The organism is Tatumella morbirosei (assembly GCF_000757425.2).
GTDB lineage: Bacteria > Pseudomonadota > Gammaproteobacteria > Enterobacterales > Enterobacteriaceae > Tatumella > Tatumella morbirosei.
Genome location: NZ_JPKR02000005.1, coordinates 471,812 through 486,878 on the forward strand (window position 1 = coordinate 471,812; position 15,067 = coordinate 486,878).

A 15,067-nucleotide genomic window follows, 5' to 3' on the forward strand; every position below is an offset into this window, starting at 1 on the left:
ATACATTCAGGAATAACGCACCCGTTATCGCCAAAAAACACTCCCTGAGAAATTCTTCTGACAACTCAAAAATAACGACAATCAACCGGATAAAACATCACACTTAGTGGTGATTAACCAGCATAAAATTCCGAATAAACCCTTAAAAAAATACAGCAGATGATTATTTGCATGCTATATTCAGAAACTTAAGGTAAACATTTATTTAACCTTTAACTACATTTCTTTACTAAGAGTAGGGGTATTTATCTTCTTTGGGGATGTTTCGATGAATAAAGTGTCACTATTTGTAAGGATAATGTCCATTATCCTGTTCCTGTGTGCGATACCGCTGATTATCGGAGGCGGTTATCTGATTTCCCTGGGAGGCTCCTGGTACTACCTGGTCTCCGGGATTGTTCTGCTTATTTCCTCCGTGTTGCTGTTTAAGGGGAAAGCAGCGGGTGTTACCCTGTTTTACGTTCTGTATGTTGCCACTATTGTCTGGACCCTATACGAAAGTGGTTCAGATTACTGGGGCTGGATCCCCAGACTGTCACTGCTCACGGTGATTGGCTTACTGCTATCACTGGCCCTGCCGTCACTGAACAATGGCCAAAAGAAACCTCTGAGCCGTGGCCTTGCCGGGCTGTTTGTGGTGATTTTTATTGTGGCGTTTGCATGGGCTTTTGTACCTTTCCAGAGTTTCCAGTCAACTGACGCTCCGCCGAATGCCCCGCTGGCCAGCCAGGACAACCCACCGGCAAACTCACAGCCGGACAGCGACTGGACCTATTACGGTCGCGACACACACGCTACCCGCTTCTCACCACTTAAGGAGATTAATACCGGAAATGTGGCCAAACTGACCCGGGCATGGACATACCGCACCGGCGATCTGCCGCAACCCGGGCAGGTGAATAAGTGGGCTGCCGAAAACACCCCGATTAAAGTCGGTGATGCGGTTTATGTCTGTTCAGCACGTAACAACATCATCAAGCTGGATGCAAAAACCGGCAAACAAATCTGGAAACATGACAGCGGCGTAAAATATGAAAGCATCCCTTACACCGCCGCCTGTAAAGGTCTGACCTGGTTTACCTCTAAGGTCGTGCCGGAAGGCCAGGCCTGTCATAACCGCCTGATTGTCGGCACCCTGGATGAACGTCTGCTGGCAGTGGATGCTCAGACCGGTGAATCCTGCGCAATGTTTGGTGATAACGGTCAGACCAACCTGTTGACCGGTCTGGGCCACACTGTACCAGGCTTTGTTGCAGTCACTGCGCCGGTACCTATTGTTAACGGTGTGATTATCGTTAACCACGAAGTACTGGATGGCCAACGTCGCTGGGCACCTTCAGGTGTTATCCGTGGTTATGATGCCGAAACAGGTAAGTTCAAATGGGCCTGGGATGTGAATAATCCGGGTGTGCATAGCGAACCGACCGGTGACAAATATTACAGCCGCGGCACTCCGAACTCCTGGGCAGCCATGACCGGAGACGACAAGCTGGGACTGGTGTATGTACCGACCGGTAACTCAGCCGCTGACTATTACAGTGCCATGCGCTCAGCAAATGAAAACCGTGTTTCCTCCTCGATTGTTGCACTGGATGTGAACACCGGCGATGAAAAATGGGTCTTCCAGACAGTCCATAAAGACGTCTGGGATTATGATCTGGGTTCACAACCGACCCTGATTGACTTCCCAGGTCAGAACGGCCAGTCAATTCCGGCAATGATCGTTCCCACTAAACGCGGACAAACGTTTGTGCTGAACCGCGCGACCGGTCAGCCGTTGAGCAAAGTGGAAGAAAAACCGGCACCGGCCAGTGTCATAGCCGATGACCCCCGCAGCCCGACTCAACCCTGGTCAGTCAATATGCCACGTTTGGGATTCAAACCCCTTACCGAAGCGAAAATGTGGGGTATCTCGCTGTTTGACCAAATGGCGTGCCGGATCAAATTCCGCCAGGCAAACTATGTCGGAGAATTCACTCCCCCTTCTCTGGACAAACCCTGGATCGAATACCCGGGATATAACGGCGGCAGTGACTGGGGTAGTGTTGCTTATAATCCGCAAACCGGACTGCTGATCGCTAACTGGAACAACACCCCGATGTACGACCAGCTGGTTACCCGTAAAGTGGCCGATCAACAGGGTCTGGTTTCCATCGACTCTCCGGCGTTCAAAGCCGGTGGTGGTGGTGCGGAAGGTAATGGGGCAATGGCGGATACTCCTTACGGAATTAATGTCTCACCATTCTTCGCTCCGTTCACCCAGATGCTGTGTAACGAACCCCCTTACGGGATGATTACTGCCATCAATATGCACACTCAGAAAGTGGTGTGGCAGCATCCGTTAGGCAGCGCGGAAAATAACGGTCCGTTCGGTTTACCGACCAAATTACCGATCAATATCGGTACACCGAATAACGGCGGACCAATCATCACTGCCGGTGGCCTGACTTTTGTTGCCGCGACCACCGACAATAAAATCCGCGCCTATGACAGTAACACCGGTAAAGAACTGTGGAGCGATACATTACCGGCTGGCGGCCAGGCGACGCCAATGACCTATTCGATAGATGGTAAGCAGTATCTGGTGATTATGGCCGGCGGCCATCACTTTATGCGCACCAATGTCGGTGACTATGTCATTGCTTATGCTTTGAATTAACCGGTCTGTAAAAAGCAACGGCCCCGCCAGATGACGGGGCCGTTTTGTTTTCACATCAGGCGATGGCTAATGGCCAGCCTTGCTGTCACGGGACATTTTATCCAGATACCCCATCACAAATGCCGATAATACAAAGGTCAGATGCAGCAGGATATACCAAAGAATTTTACTGTTATCGATATCCCGCATCTCCATAAACACCCGTAACAGATGAATCGATGAAATGGCAACAATCGACGCGGCCACTTTATTTTTCAGAGAGCCTGAGTCCATCTTACCCAGCCAGTTAAGCTTCTCTTTATGCTCATCAATATCCAGCGCGGAAATAAAGTTTTCGTAACCTGACAGCATGACCATGATAAGCAAGCCACCCACCAACGACATATCCACCAGCGACAGCAGCAGCAGAATCAACTCATTTTCGGTCACAGAGAGAATATGTGGCAGGACATGAAAGATTTCCTGAAAAAACTTAATTGTCAGCGCCAGTAATCCAAGCGATAAACCCAAATACACCGGCGCTAACAGCCAGCGTGTGGCATACATCAGATTTTCGGTAAAACGTTCCATAACAACCCGGGGGATCCTGAGAAAAGAAGGCAGTATACCTGAGCCGATCTCCTCGCTGTAACCCCCGGGATATATTCTTTGCTTCCCGGGGCTACCCTGTGGCAGTTAATCGCTGCCAACAAAACCACCGGTCTGACGCTGCCACAAGCGCGCATACACGCCCTGCTTTTCCAGCAATTGTTGATGATTGCCGGTTTCGACCACTTTCCCCTGTTCCAGCACAATCAGCCGATCCATCCGTGCAATGGTGGATAAACGGTGAGCAATCGCAATCACTGTTTTACCGGTCATCAGCGATTCCAGACTTTCCTGAATGGCCGCTTCCACCTCGGAGTCCAGTGCCGAAGTCGCTTCATCCATAATCAGAATTGGTGCATTTTTGAGTAACACCCTGGCTATCGCGATACGCTGGCGCTGTCCGCCGGAAAGTTTCACTCCACGTTCACCGACATGAGCATCCAGCCCGTAACGACCCTGCGCATCCGACAGCTGCGGAATAAACTCTTCGGCCCTGGCACCGCGGATCGCGGCCTCAATCTCACTGTCGCTGGCATCCGGGCGACCGTACAGCAAATTATCGCGGATTGATCGATGCAATAATGAGGTGTCCTGAGTGATCATACCAATCTGACTGCGCAGGCTCTCCTGGGTTACCGCCGAAATATCCTGACCATCGATAAAAATATGTCCCTGATCAAGGTCATACATCCGCAGCAGCAGGTTCACCAACGTTGACTTACCAGCCCCTGACGCACCAATCAGGCCAATTTTTTCTCCCGGACGGATGGTCAGGTCGATATCAGAAAGAATCGGCCGACCATTACCATAACGGAAAAACAGATGGTCAAAGCTGATTTCACCCGCAGTGACCTTGAGCGCCGGCGCGCCGGGTTTATCCTGGACACTCAATGGCTGAGAAATGGTCGCCATACCATCCTGTACCATGCCGATATTGGCAAAAATACCGTTCACTACCCACATGATCCAGCCGGACATATTCACCAGCCGAATCACCAGACCGGTCGCCAGGGCAATCGCACCTACCGAAATAAGTGACTGGGTCCAGAGAATTAATGCCATTCCTGTGGTACTGACGATAAGTGCTCCATTCAGCGTCGACAGCGTCACATCCATGACGGTAATCATCCGCCCGGCGTGCTGAGTTTTCACTGTCTGCTCCTCAATAGCTGCCTGCGCATTTTTCTGCTCCAGAGAACTATGAGCAAACAGTTTCAGGGTCGCGATGTTGGTATAACCATCGACGATAAATCCCATCAGTTTAGAACGCGCTTCGGAAGAAACGACCGAACGCTGCTTTACCCGTGGCACAAAATACAGCAGGGAAACTACATACAGCACCAGCCAGATAATTAGAGGTACCATTAATTTCCAGTCAGCTGCGGCAAATAATACCAGGGCGGTAATGGCATAGATAAGCACATGCCAGATAGCATCCACCAGCTGTACGGCTGAATCACACAACGAACTGCCGGTCTGCATAATCCGCTGAGCAATCCGACCCGCAAAATCATTCTGGAAAAATGTCAGACTCTGGCGCAATACATATTTATGGTGTTGCCAGCGCATCATGCTGGTCATACGTGGGTTAATGGTCTGGTGAATGAGGACATCATGCAAGGCAATGAACAGTGGGCGAATAATCAGTGCCACCGCCCCCATCCAGCTTAGCAGCAGCCAGTGTTCGGTAAACAATGTGGCTGGTTTTGAGGCGTTAACCAGATCAATAATCTTACTCAGGTAACTGAACAGAGAGACTTCGATCAGAGAACTGATCAGGCCAACCACCAGCAGTCCGGCAAAGCAGGGCCACACCTGACGCAGGTAATAGGCATAAAAACGGCCTATGGTTGTTGGCGGCGCATCAGTGGGAGGTTCCCGGAAAATATCGATTAATCGTTCAAAACGTTCAGATAACATAACAACAAGACCCGATGCGAAATAATGAACCGATAGCTTAGTGCAAAAAATCCTCTCCTTCAGCATTCTGTTAAAAAACAAGTGACCGGCATTAGCCGGCCACGTTGATTACAACCAGTGTTGAGCCTGAATTTTTTCTCCATCAGTAAACCGGCTGAAGCGAAACGGGCGCGGGTCAACAGAAGGCGTACTACCTGACACCAGATCCGCCATCAACTGGCCAGCCCCGGGCCCGATACCGAAACCATGGCCGGAAAAACCGGTGGCAAGAAACAGTCCGGGAACCGACTCGATTCCTGATATCACCGGTATGGCGTCCGGCATGGTATCGATATATCCGGCCCAGCTTTGCTCCGCCTGTAGCGACGATAGTTGTGGTAGCGTCTGATGCAGATTAGACAGAATACGAGCCACCGCTGCGGCATCTGGCTGTGGATCCAGTACGCGTATTTTTTCATACAGAGAGATCTGATCCGCTTTCCCCGGCTGCCATTGCAGCATTTCATGCCAGAAGCGCCCGCTGAGCCGCAAATTGATACTCTGCCGCTCCTGTCGGTAAGCCGGCAGATAGGAGCGCATAAACCGCAGGCTGTCCGGGGTAATATCACTGATACTGGTCGCCGAACTGGCGACCGTCAGCCCGCCGTCCTGGCGCTTACGGATAGCCACACTGCCAAAACTGGCGCTCATACCGGGATCAAAATCCGTGACCGCAGTTCGCAGTACCATACTCAGGACTTTCAGCTGGGGTAAAGTGAGACCACAGCCCTGCATCAACAACCGCGACCAGGCCCCTCCGGCCACCACGACTGCTCCACAACGTATCACGCCACGTTCGGTAATCACTTCACTCACTTTACCGCCGGAATAGCCAATTTGTCTGACCGCGCAATGTTGTTGCAGATTCAGACCCGCCTCACAAGCCGCCCTGGCCAGGGCCGGTGCCGCCAACTGCGGCTCTGCGCGGCCATCACCAGGCGTGTAGAGTGCGCCAAAATAATTCCCCTTAACCCCGGGCATTTTAAGCTGTAGCTGCTCCCGGCTCAGCATTTCGCTGTGAATATCATGCTGCCTGGCTTCCTGCAGCCATTGCTGGTGAGTTTGTAATTGCTGTTCACTCCGGGAAGCATACGCGATTCCGGTAACTGTAAACCCACAATCCTGCTGTAAGCGCTCATTCATTCCTTCCCACAGCTGCATACTCAGGTTAATCAGCGGCAGTTCCCTGATGTCCCGACCGGTTCTGCGACACCAGCCCCAGTTTCTGCTCGACTGTTCGCCGGCAATATAGCCTTTTTCCACCAGTACGGTGGGGATCCCCCGGGAGACCAGAGATAACGCAGTAGCGACACCAATGATTCCGCCACCTATCACTACCACTTCCGTCTGCTGCGGAAACTGTGCAGTAGAATGAACCACCCCGACATTCAGCCCCATAAATCACCTCAGTAATTGTCTTCCACAGCCCAGTTCACCGGAATCTCAGCCACACTTGCAGTGTTGGGCAGCATCAGTACCGTTCTGACCAGTAGCGCAATATCTGCCGGTTGAGTCATTCTTTCTGCAGAAACTTCGGTTAATGCCGTTCCCATATCGGTCGCCACAAATCCCGGACATATAGCGCAGGCACGAATCCCGTCGGCATCTCCGGCCTGTCGCAGCGCATGTGTTAGTGCCAGCGCAGAGAACTTACTCATGGCATACAATCCTGATTGCGCGGATTTCACACGTTTAGCTGACAGGGAGGCCAGTGTAATCACCCTCCCCCGACCACTGACTTTCAGCCACGGCCAGAGTTTGCGGGTCAGCCGCATGGGGGCTTTAACATTGACCGAAAATTGTCGATCGAACTCTTCATCCGTCGCTTCCAGCACCGATCGTGGCAGCATAATCCCGGCATTGTGGATCACGGCATCAATCCGCCCGTAAGCTTTGAGGGTGTTGTCAATCCACTGCTGATCACTGTCACTGTCCAGCGCATCATAGTGACACACCAGCTGTTGCCCGGGTTCCGTCACTGTGACCTCTTGCGGCGATCTGCAACCCAGGCTCACAGCCCAACCATGTTGCATTAGTTCCGCGGCTATTGCTGCACCTATGCCACGCCCACCACCACTAATCATGGCGACCGGATATACTGAAACTGTCATTCTGCCTCCCGAAGTTAACAACACTCTTTCTTTATCGCGGGTTTACCGGTAGTGGCACCCTAATGACTACGGTTATCCAGAGCATCGCGCAGCCCGTCGCCGATGCAGTTAAAACAGGTCACTGCCAGGGTAATTGCCAGCCCGGGCGCCAGCGCCAGCCACGGCGCCTGCTCAAGATACTGCTGAGCACTGTTCAGCATATTGCCCCAGCTCGGCAGTGGTGGCTGAATGCCGTAGCCCAGAAAACTGATGTAAGCTTCCATCAAAATCGCTCTGGCCACCGTCAGGGTAGCAGCCACAATGACAGGTCCGATGACATTCGGTAACAACTCGCGGAACATAATCCAACGCCCTGACAGCCCTAACATTTTGGCTGCCAGGATAAATTCACGCTCCCGCAGTGATTTCACTTCGGTTTCGACAATTCGTGCAACTTCCATCCAACTGGTGACGGCAATTATCACGGTAATCATGACAGGACTGGGCTTGAGGAAAGCCGAGAGAGCCAGTAACAGAAAGACGCCCGGGAAAGAGAGAAAGGCATCGACAATACGCATTAAAATTGTATTGATTTTTCCGCCATAGTATCCGGCAATAATGCCTATCACCGCCCCGAAAGCGATGCTGAGCAGCATGGAAAAAAAGCCCACCAGCAATGATATCCGCCCGGCCATCAGCAAGCGGGCCAGAGTATCTCTTCCCAGCGGATCGCTTCCCAGCAAATGCCAGCCACTAAAAGGGGGTGCAAAGCGATGTCGCAGATCAATATGCAGGTCATCGAATGGCAGTAATGAAGGACCGATGATGCATGCCAGAGTCATCAGCAAAATGATAATCAGTCCGGCACAGGCGAGACGATGATGAAGAAAACGTTGCAGAGTTCGGTTTTTCCACCAGCGGGATGCCGGAGGGAGCGAAATAATGGCAGAGGTATCAGACATAATCTTCTCCTTACTCAGGGCGGATTCGTGGATCGATCAGTGCCGTTACCACATCAGCCAACAAATTGCCTGCCAACACCATGATGGCAGAAAACATTAGCAGCCCCATGACCACCGGATAATCGCTGTATCCCAGGCTGTCGAGAAACAACCTCCCCATCCCGGGCCAGGTAAAAACAGTCTCGGCTACCAGCGCACCGCCCAGAATGGTCGGGAGTTGCATGCCTGCCAGCGCCACCATAGGCAGCAGCGCATTCCTTACCACATGCTTAAGTAATACCTGGCGGGGAGAAAGGCCTTTGGCCCGTGCCGTTTTGACAAACTCCTGGTTAATGGTCTCCAGTGTGGCGCTGCGCATATAACGGCTCCATACCGCAATATCCACGAAAGTCAGCACCAACACCGGCAATACCAGATGATGCAGGATGTCACCCACCGAGCCATCACCAATGGTGTACATATTGCCGGCAGGGAACCAGTGCAATTTAAGAGAGAAGAAGTATATGGCGACCAGACCAAACCAAAAGGTCGGAATCGACAGTGCTATCATCGAAGCCATGGTTGCCACATCGTCAAACAGACTGTAACGACGGACGGCACTTTTAACACCAACCCATACCCCGATGGTGACCGCCAGCAGGGTCGAGGTCACCATTAGCAGCAGAGTCGCGGGAAGATGGGACAAAATAATATGCAGAACCGGCTGCCCGTCCCGGTAGGAACGCCCCCAGTCACCCCTTAACAGATGACTTAACCAGTCAAAATATTGCACTGGCAATGGGCGATTAAGCCCCATTTGTTCTGCCAGCCGGTGTAACGTTTGTTGGCTCATTCCCGGAGTGAGGGCGAACTGGGACAGAGGCCCGCCCGGGGCCAGGTTAAGAGCGGCAAACCCAATCACCGAGACCAGAAACAATACCACCAAGCTTTGGCCGCTTCGCCGTAACAGAAAATTCAGCATCATCCCTCCTTTTCACTTATTGAGCGCGCAGAATGGGTTATGCCCAGTACCAGCGACCGACATTCCAGCTGTCAATCCGTACATTCACATTCGGGATAATATTCATCGCTCCCTGTTTATGCCCCCGTACATTGGCAAACGGGAACAATGGCAGGAAAGGCAGGTCCTCTCTCACAGCCTGTTGAATCTGAGCATAAATCGCTTTTCGCTGGTCCGGGTCAAACACAGTGCTCCCTTTTCTCAGCAATTCATCCACCTTCGGATTCTGGTACTGGAAGGTATTCTGCCCGGCCCCCCCTTTGGCCGGAATTGAGGCTGAAGACATATAATCGCTAGTGTCAGGATCGGCTCCCGTCAGGAAATTCAGCCCGACAATTGAGGTATCAAATTTGGACATCATCCAAAACTCACCCCACATCACCGCTGGCGGAAGATTCGATATTTTCATTTCAATACCGATATCCTGTAATGACTGCTGCATAAATTGCTGCATTTGCTCACGCAGATGATTTCCTGCAGTGGTTGAATTGGTGAAAGATAATCTGACGCCATTTTTCTCGCGGATACCGTCCTTACCAGGCTTCCAGCCGGCAGCATCCAACAATGCTTTCGCTTTATCGGGACTATATTCATGAGCAGGCAGGGAAGGATCGTAATAATAAGATCCCTCCGGCATATAGGTTTCCGTTTCTTTCGGCAAGCCATAATAAAGAGAATCGATAATTGTTTTTTTATCGATAGCATAATAAATAGCCTGTCGGACGACTAACTCTTTGAATTGTGGTCGTTCAAGATTAAATGCAAAGTTTTCCAGCGTGGCGCTGGAAGCGACATCAACCACTTTCCCTGGTAATTTTTTAGCATCCGCATAATGATCGGCAGAAATCCACTGCAGACCCACAACATCGATATCACCAGAGACAAACTGGGTGTACATCACGTTCAAATCGGGGATATATTTATAAATCACCCGTTCCAGACCGGGCCCACCGGCATAATAGTGCGGGTTTGCCACCAGTTCAATATGGTCGCCTGCAACCCGTTGCTGCCAGACAAAGGGCCCTGTACCTACCGGTGCATTATTAAATGGCGCATTATTTTTGTCTTTTACCGGACCCAGTATATGCTCAGGGACGATAAACGTTGATGCAAGAATTGACGGATACGGCGCAAAGGGTTTCTCCATTCGCCAGCTAATTTCAGTCGGAGAGATCACTTTAATATCACGGACTAATTCATGCCCGGTCTTACGCCAGCTCCGAAAATTAGGGTCAACCAGTAGCTGCAACGTGAATTTTACGTCATTGGCAGTGAAAGGTTGCCCGTCATGCCATTTGACATCATCCCGCAATTTAATATGAAAATTCAGTCCATCCTGTGAAATCCCACCATTTTTGGTCGTCGGAACCTCTTGCGCCAGTGCCGGAGTAAATTCACCTTTCTCGTTAATCGCAAATAACGGATCAAAGATACTGAAATGAATCCCTTCATCCACTTCGATATGGGGCAAATGGGGGTTAAATACCGTAGGTTCCTGTGAAAAGCCAATGACCATTTGGCCTTTAGGCTTTGCCGGCATAGCAGCAAATACCTGTCCGAAACCGAACAACTCAGGCAGAGCAAACGTCGTAGCACCGGCGGCAAGATAGATAAGTGCCTGACGGCGGGAGATTTGGGGTAATGTTGTTTCCGGTTTTTTTGACATCGGGACTCCTCGGATTGTCTTCTGACCATAAGAGATGGATGATGTGCCATTGAATTAAAAGTCCGGCGACCAGAGAAACAGAAATGACTGAAAACAGTTCACCTACAGCAGAATTGTCCTGCCAAAATAAGATGTTTAGTTATTATTTATTTCGCAACTCACATTACTGTTAAATAAAATTAAAACAGGCCCGGAGACTGATGAAACTTCAATATTTTATGACACGCATGAATAATGATATTTTTCTCAAATTCAGTGACCATATGAAAAAAGTCTTCATCCTGTTTTCTGGCGAGCCGAATCACTTTTGAAGCAAGCTGATGGCCTTTCGCCGTCAGATAAAGTTCCTGAGAACGTTGATCAGCCGGAGAAACTCGTCGAATAATCAATCCCTGATTTTCCATTTTCTCCAGCAGGCGCCCCATTGAGGAACGATCGCGGACAATAATATCTGCAATATCTGAGGGTCTAATCCCAGGGTGACGGGAAACAATCAACAGCGTGCCTATTTTTCCGGTACCCTTCGCCACATCCAGACCTGAAAGTTTATTATCAAGATCCCGGGAGACCGCTATATTCACACGGCGAATATAGAAGCTCAGCAGTGACTCCAACCCACCAAAATCGGCAGAAGGATTATTAAAATCTGTTGTGGTTAATTCATCCATCGCTCACCTTTTCGAGTAAGACCGGCTGATAAATTCAGTATTCACAGATTAGTGGACAGTCACAACCAGTTTATCCATACGATTTTGTGATTTTATTAAGTAATCAACCTTACGCTCTGAGTCATAATAAAATGATCTTTCCTGATGGGTAATTCAGTTGCTAGTTTGTAATCACGGTAAAATCATCCCTCCCTGAACTACCGCTGATAAAGGATACGATGATGGAATGTCCGGAAATTACTGCCGAGAAAAATATTTTATTATCTGTTCGCCATTTGACTGTGGCATTGCCTGAAGGTATGGACCGCGATTATGCGGTTGAAGATATTAGTTTTGACCTGATGGCGGGCGAAATTCTTTGCATTATCGGCGAGTCTGGATCAGGAAAATCAGTGACTGCACATGCGGCGATGGGGCTGTTACCCCCGGTGCTCAGCGTAAAGCAGGGCGAAATTATTCTAAAAAATCAGAATATATTAGCCTCTGACCCGACAGTGATGCGCAGAGTGCAGGGTAAGACGATTGCCATGATTTTTCAGGATCCCCTGTCTGCACTTAATCCGGTCATGTCTGTAGGCAAGCAAATTTCAGAAGTCATGGTTGCACATGGGGTCGGTACCCCGCTATCACGGCAACAGAAAGTGGTGTCATTACTCGAGGAAGTCGGTTTACCTGACCCGGAAACCCTTCAGCACCAGTATCCTTTTAACCTTTCCGGAGGTCAGCGTCAGAGAGTGATGATTGCTATAGCGCTGGCATTAGACCCCGATGTACTGATTGCAGACGAGCCGACCACCGCGCTTGATGTCACCACTCAGGCACAAATTCTGCAACTTATCCGCAGCCTGCAAAGCCGTAAGGCTATGAGCGTCATGTTTATCACCCACGATTTTGGGGTGGTTGAAGAAATTGCCGACCGTGTCGTGGTCATGCGCAGAGGAAAAGTGACTGAACAGGGGCCGGCGTCACAGGTGCTTCAGCATCCGGAACACGACTATACCCGGCAGCTTATCCAGGCCGTACCACGGTTGTATAACGCACCACGGCCCCGGGAATCCAGCGCGCCGGTGGTTCTTGAAGCCATCAATCTCTGTAAATCCTACCGTAAATCATCAGGGTTATTTGGCCGCTCCCGGCAGGTCACCGCGCTGAATAATGTCAGTTTTACACTACGAAAAGGTGAAACGCTCGGAGTGGTGGGAGAATCGGGGTCAGGAAAATCATCACTGGGCAGGGTGCTGGTAAAATTACTTGAGGCCGACTCAGGGCAAATTATGTTTGATGGGCGGGATATTATTCCTGTCAGGGATAAAGATTTCCGGCCTTCACGCCCGTTGATTCAGATGATTTTTCAGGATCCCTTCGCCTCTCTCAATCCCCGCCAGACTATAGGGACTATATTATCAGTAGGCCCACGAACTCACGGGGGAATGACAGAAACAGAAATCCGGACCAAAGCTCTTAACTTACTGTCATTAGTAGGCCTGGAAAACAGTGCTTACGAGCGGTATCCTCATGAATTTTCCGGAGGGCAGCGCCAGCGGATTGGTATTGCCAGAGCGCTGATGTTTGACCCTCTGTTGCTGGTTGCCGATGAATCCGTATCCGCACTCGATGTTTCTGTGCAGGCACAGGTACTGGAGCTGCTGGTAAAAATTCAGCAAAAAACCCGGGTCGCCATACTGTTTATCACGCACGACCTGCGGGTCGCCAGCCAGGTATGTGATGAACTGCTGGTATTGTGGAAGGGAAATGTGGTGGAACAGGGAACTCCGCAAAAACTGCTCTCTGCTCCGGAGCATGCATATACGCAGACTCTGGTGAATGCTATTCCTGGACAGCGGATGTAAGACTACCCGACAGGGTGCAATCCGCTTAATCATTTCCGCAAGACAGATCTTTTCACCTGCGGACCTTGCCGTGGGTCCAGGGAGCATTCCGGGCCGTTCCGGATATCGGCTGCCTGGAAATTGAGTGGTGAAATGGGATAGCCTGCGAAATATTTTGGCAGACAAATAACCCAAAGTTAGCAGGTCACCCTGCTGTAAACGATTGATTCTGACAGCTGAGATGTCATACAGCTCTCTTATCAAGGTTAAAACGCCGGGAAACTCCTCCCGGCGGCGATAAACCTGAAGAAAATCGATAAAACCGACCCTTATTAATGCATCAGAAACCATGAGACGTTCTGTTTTTCCAGAGCTAAAGCTTTATTCCAGAGTCCCCCGGTCATTACCTGCATCAGAGGAGCGATATAAAAAAATCTTTCGATAAACGGTAGGTATCTCCCTCTTTGATCTGCTGAATCATTATTTTTTCTTTCTGATAATACGATTTATTTTCTTCATTTAATGCGGCCCAGTCAATGTATAACGAATCGTTATATCCCTGGCTATAAATATCCTTACCTGCTTCATTATCAGCCTCGTATTTTTTTCTAATCCATTGTGTTCTTTCACGAGGCACATCAAATATCTCCCTATGCGTCCAGTTATTTATCAACTGATATTTAAGTTCATAAAAGCAGTTACTCAGCATCGAAAAAGCAGAGATATTCTGGCTATGATTAACATCCACCGGAGGAGAGTGACTAAAAATAAAGGCAGAAAGGTAATACTCCAATTCTGAGCCAGGCGGGCAATTGCTTTTTAACACACTGGCTTCAGATTCTATCTCTTTCCATACCGATAATGCTAATGGTTTATCATCAATAACATCGCTGATTGCCTGACACCAGGCATGGAGTAGCTTCTGCTGCTGGTCACTCACTTTGACGATTGTACACTCTGACACCTCACTCAATAACCAGTGCCGGATAACCTGCAGGTGAATAAGACTATAATCCTTACCCAAAATAATCTTTTTTGACAGTTTATTGATTTCGTCAACCTCCTTAAAGGAGAGAAATGACAAAAGGCTTAAAAAAATATCAGGCAATCCAAAAACACGTGACAAATAATCATTATCAGGTTCTATATGCATGAGTAAATTACCCTGCCTTACAGGGCCGCCGGTCATTTTATCTGCTTGATCAAAATTTTCATGTTCCGGCATTAACTGGCTGATAAAAAATTCCATCACATATTGATCATTATAAAAAGAAGGCCAGTCAAAAATTTTATAATGATAAGTGGGTACACCGGAATCATTTTGACAATTATTAACTGTCAGCCATGTGATGAAGTCTGCTTTACTGGTTACACCCTGCTTCCGACCAACCTCCTTGCCATTAGAAAACAAAATAAATGCCGGGATACTCCTGACATTAAGTTCTGTAGAAACTTTAATATAATCATCAATATTAACTTTAACTATGTTGAGGTTTTCTGAATAATCCTCAGACAACTGTTCCAGGACAGGCTCCATTGATTTACAGGGGCCACACCAGGGCGCCCATAAATCAAGTAAAACAAAACCACGCTGTTCACTGACAAACTGAATAATGTTTTCTTCAGTAAAGTTTATCATCATAACC

Annotated in this window: 11 protein-coding genes; 2 read left to right on the forward strand and 9 right to left on the reverse strand. The window is 49.4% G+C overall.

Going from position 1 to position 15,067, the window contains the following annotated elements:
* Window positions 1-268: 268 nt before the first annotated feature.
* Window positions 269-2,659 carry a membrane-bound PQQ-dependent dehydrogenase, glucose/quinate/shikimate family gene (locus tag HA49_RS17695; protein WP_038015659.1) on the forward strand — a complete coding sequence of 797 codons (2,391 nt, stop codon included), beginning with the start codon at window positions 269-271 and terminating at the stop codon, window positions 2,657-2,659.
* Between the two features lie 66 nt (window positions 2,660-2,725).
* On the opposite strand, the gene HA49_RS17700 is transcribed toward HA49_RS17695, so the two are convergent.
* The 8 genes from HA49_RS17700 to HA49_RS17735 form a co-directional block, all read right to left on the reverse strand.
* Window positions 2,726-3,229, reverse strand: coding sequence for a TIGR00645 family protein (locus tag HA49_RS17700; RefSeq protein ID WP_038015661.1), 504 nt, complete (start codon window positions 3,227-3,229; stop codon window positions 2,726-2,728).
* Window positions 3,230-3,334: 105 nt separating this feature from the next.
* Window positions 3,335-5,167 carry an ABC transporter ATP-binding protein gene (locus HA49_RS17705; RefSeq protein ID WP_038015663.1) on the reverse strand — a complete coding sequence of 611 codons (1,833 nt, stop codon included), beginning with the start codon at window positions 5,165-5,167 and terminating at the stop codon, window positions 3,335-3,337.
* A gap of 108 nt (window positions 5,168-5,275) precedes the next feature.
* Window positions 5,276-6,604 (reverse strand): NAD(P)/FAD-dependent oxidoreductase, encoded by a 1,329-nt coding sequence (locus tag HA49_RS17710; RefSeq protein WP_038015666.1) that lies wholly within the window; start codon window positions 6,602-6,604, stop codon window positions 5,276-5,278.
* 8 nt (window positions 6,605-6,612) lie between these two features.
* Window positions 6,613-7,317 (reverse strand): SDR family NAD(P)-dependent oxidoreductase, encoded by a 705-nt coding sequence (locus HA49_RS17715; protein WP_038015668.1) that lies wholly within the window; start codon window positions 7,315-7,317, stop codon window positions 6,613-6,615.
* Between the two features lie 59 nt (window positions 7,318-7,376).
* Window positions 7,377-8,258, reverse strand: a complete 882-nt coding sequence (locus tag HA49_RS17720) for an ABC transporter permease (RefSeq protein WP_038015669.1) — start codon at window positions 8,256-8,258, stop codon at window positions 7,377-7,379.
* 10 nt (window positions 8,259-8,268) lie between these two features.
* Complete coding sequence (locus tag HA49_RS17725) at window positions 8,269-9,219, reverse strand: ABC transporter permease (RefSeq protein ID WP_038015672.1); 951 nt, start codon at window positions 9,217-9,219, stop codon at window positions 8,269-8,271.
* 37 nt (window positions 9,220-9,256) lie between these two features.
* Complete coding sequence (locus tag HA49_RS17730; protein ID WP_038015674.1) at window positions 9,257-10,924, reverse strand: peptide ABC transporter substrate-binding protein; 1,668 nt, start codon at window positions 10,922-10,924, stop codon at window positions 9,257-9,259.
* A 179-nt stretch (window positions 10,925-11,103) separates the two neighbouring features.
* Window positions 11,104-11,592: a MarR family winged helix-turn-helix transcriptional regulator gene (locus HA49_RS17735; protein WP_038015677.1), complete on the reverse strand. Its 489-nt coding sequence runs from the start codon at window positions 11,590-11,592 to the stop codon at window positions 11,104-11,106.
* Window positions 11,593-11,810: 218 nt separating this feature from the next.
* Here HA49_RS17735 and HA49_RS17740 point away from each other — a divergent pair, with 218 nt between their 5' ends.
* Window positions 11,811-13,442, forward strand: coding sequence for a dipeptide ABC transporter ATP-binding protein (locus HA49_RS17740; protein WP_169748784.1), 1,632 nt, complete (start codon window positions 11,811-11,813; stop codon window positions 13,440-13,442).
* A gap of 391 nt (window positions 13,443-13,833) precedes the next feature.
* On the opposite strand, the gene trxA is transcribed toward HA49_RS17740, so the two are convergent.
* The gene (trxA, locus tag HA49_RS20685; protein WP_052752543.1) at window positions 13,834-15,063 is read right to left on the reverse strand and encodes a thioredoxin; all 1,230 of its coding nucleotides are present in this window, start codon (window positions 15,061-15,063) and stop codon (window positions 13,834-13,836) included.
* Window positions 15,064-15,067 lie beyond the last annotated feature (4 nt).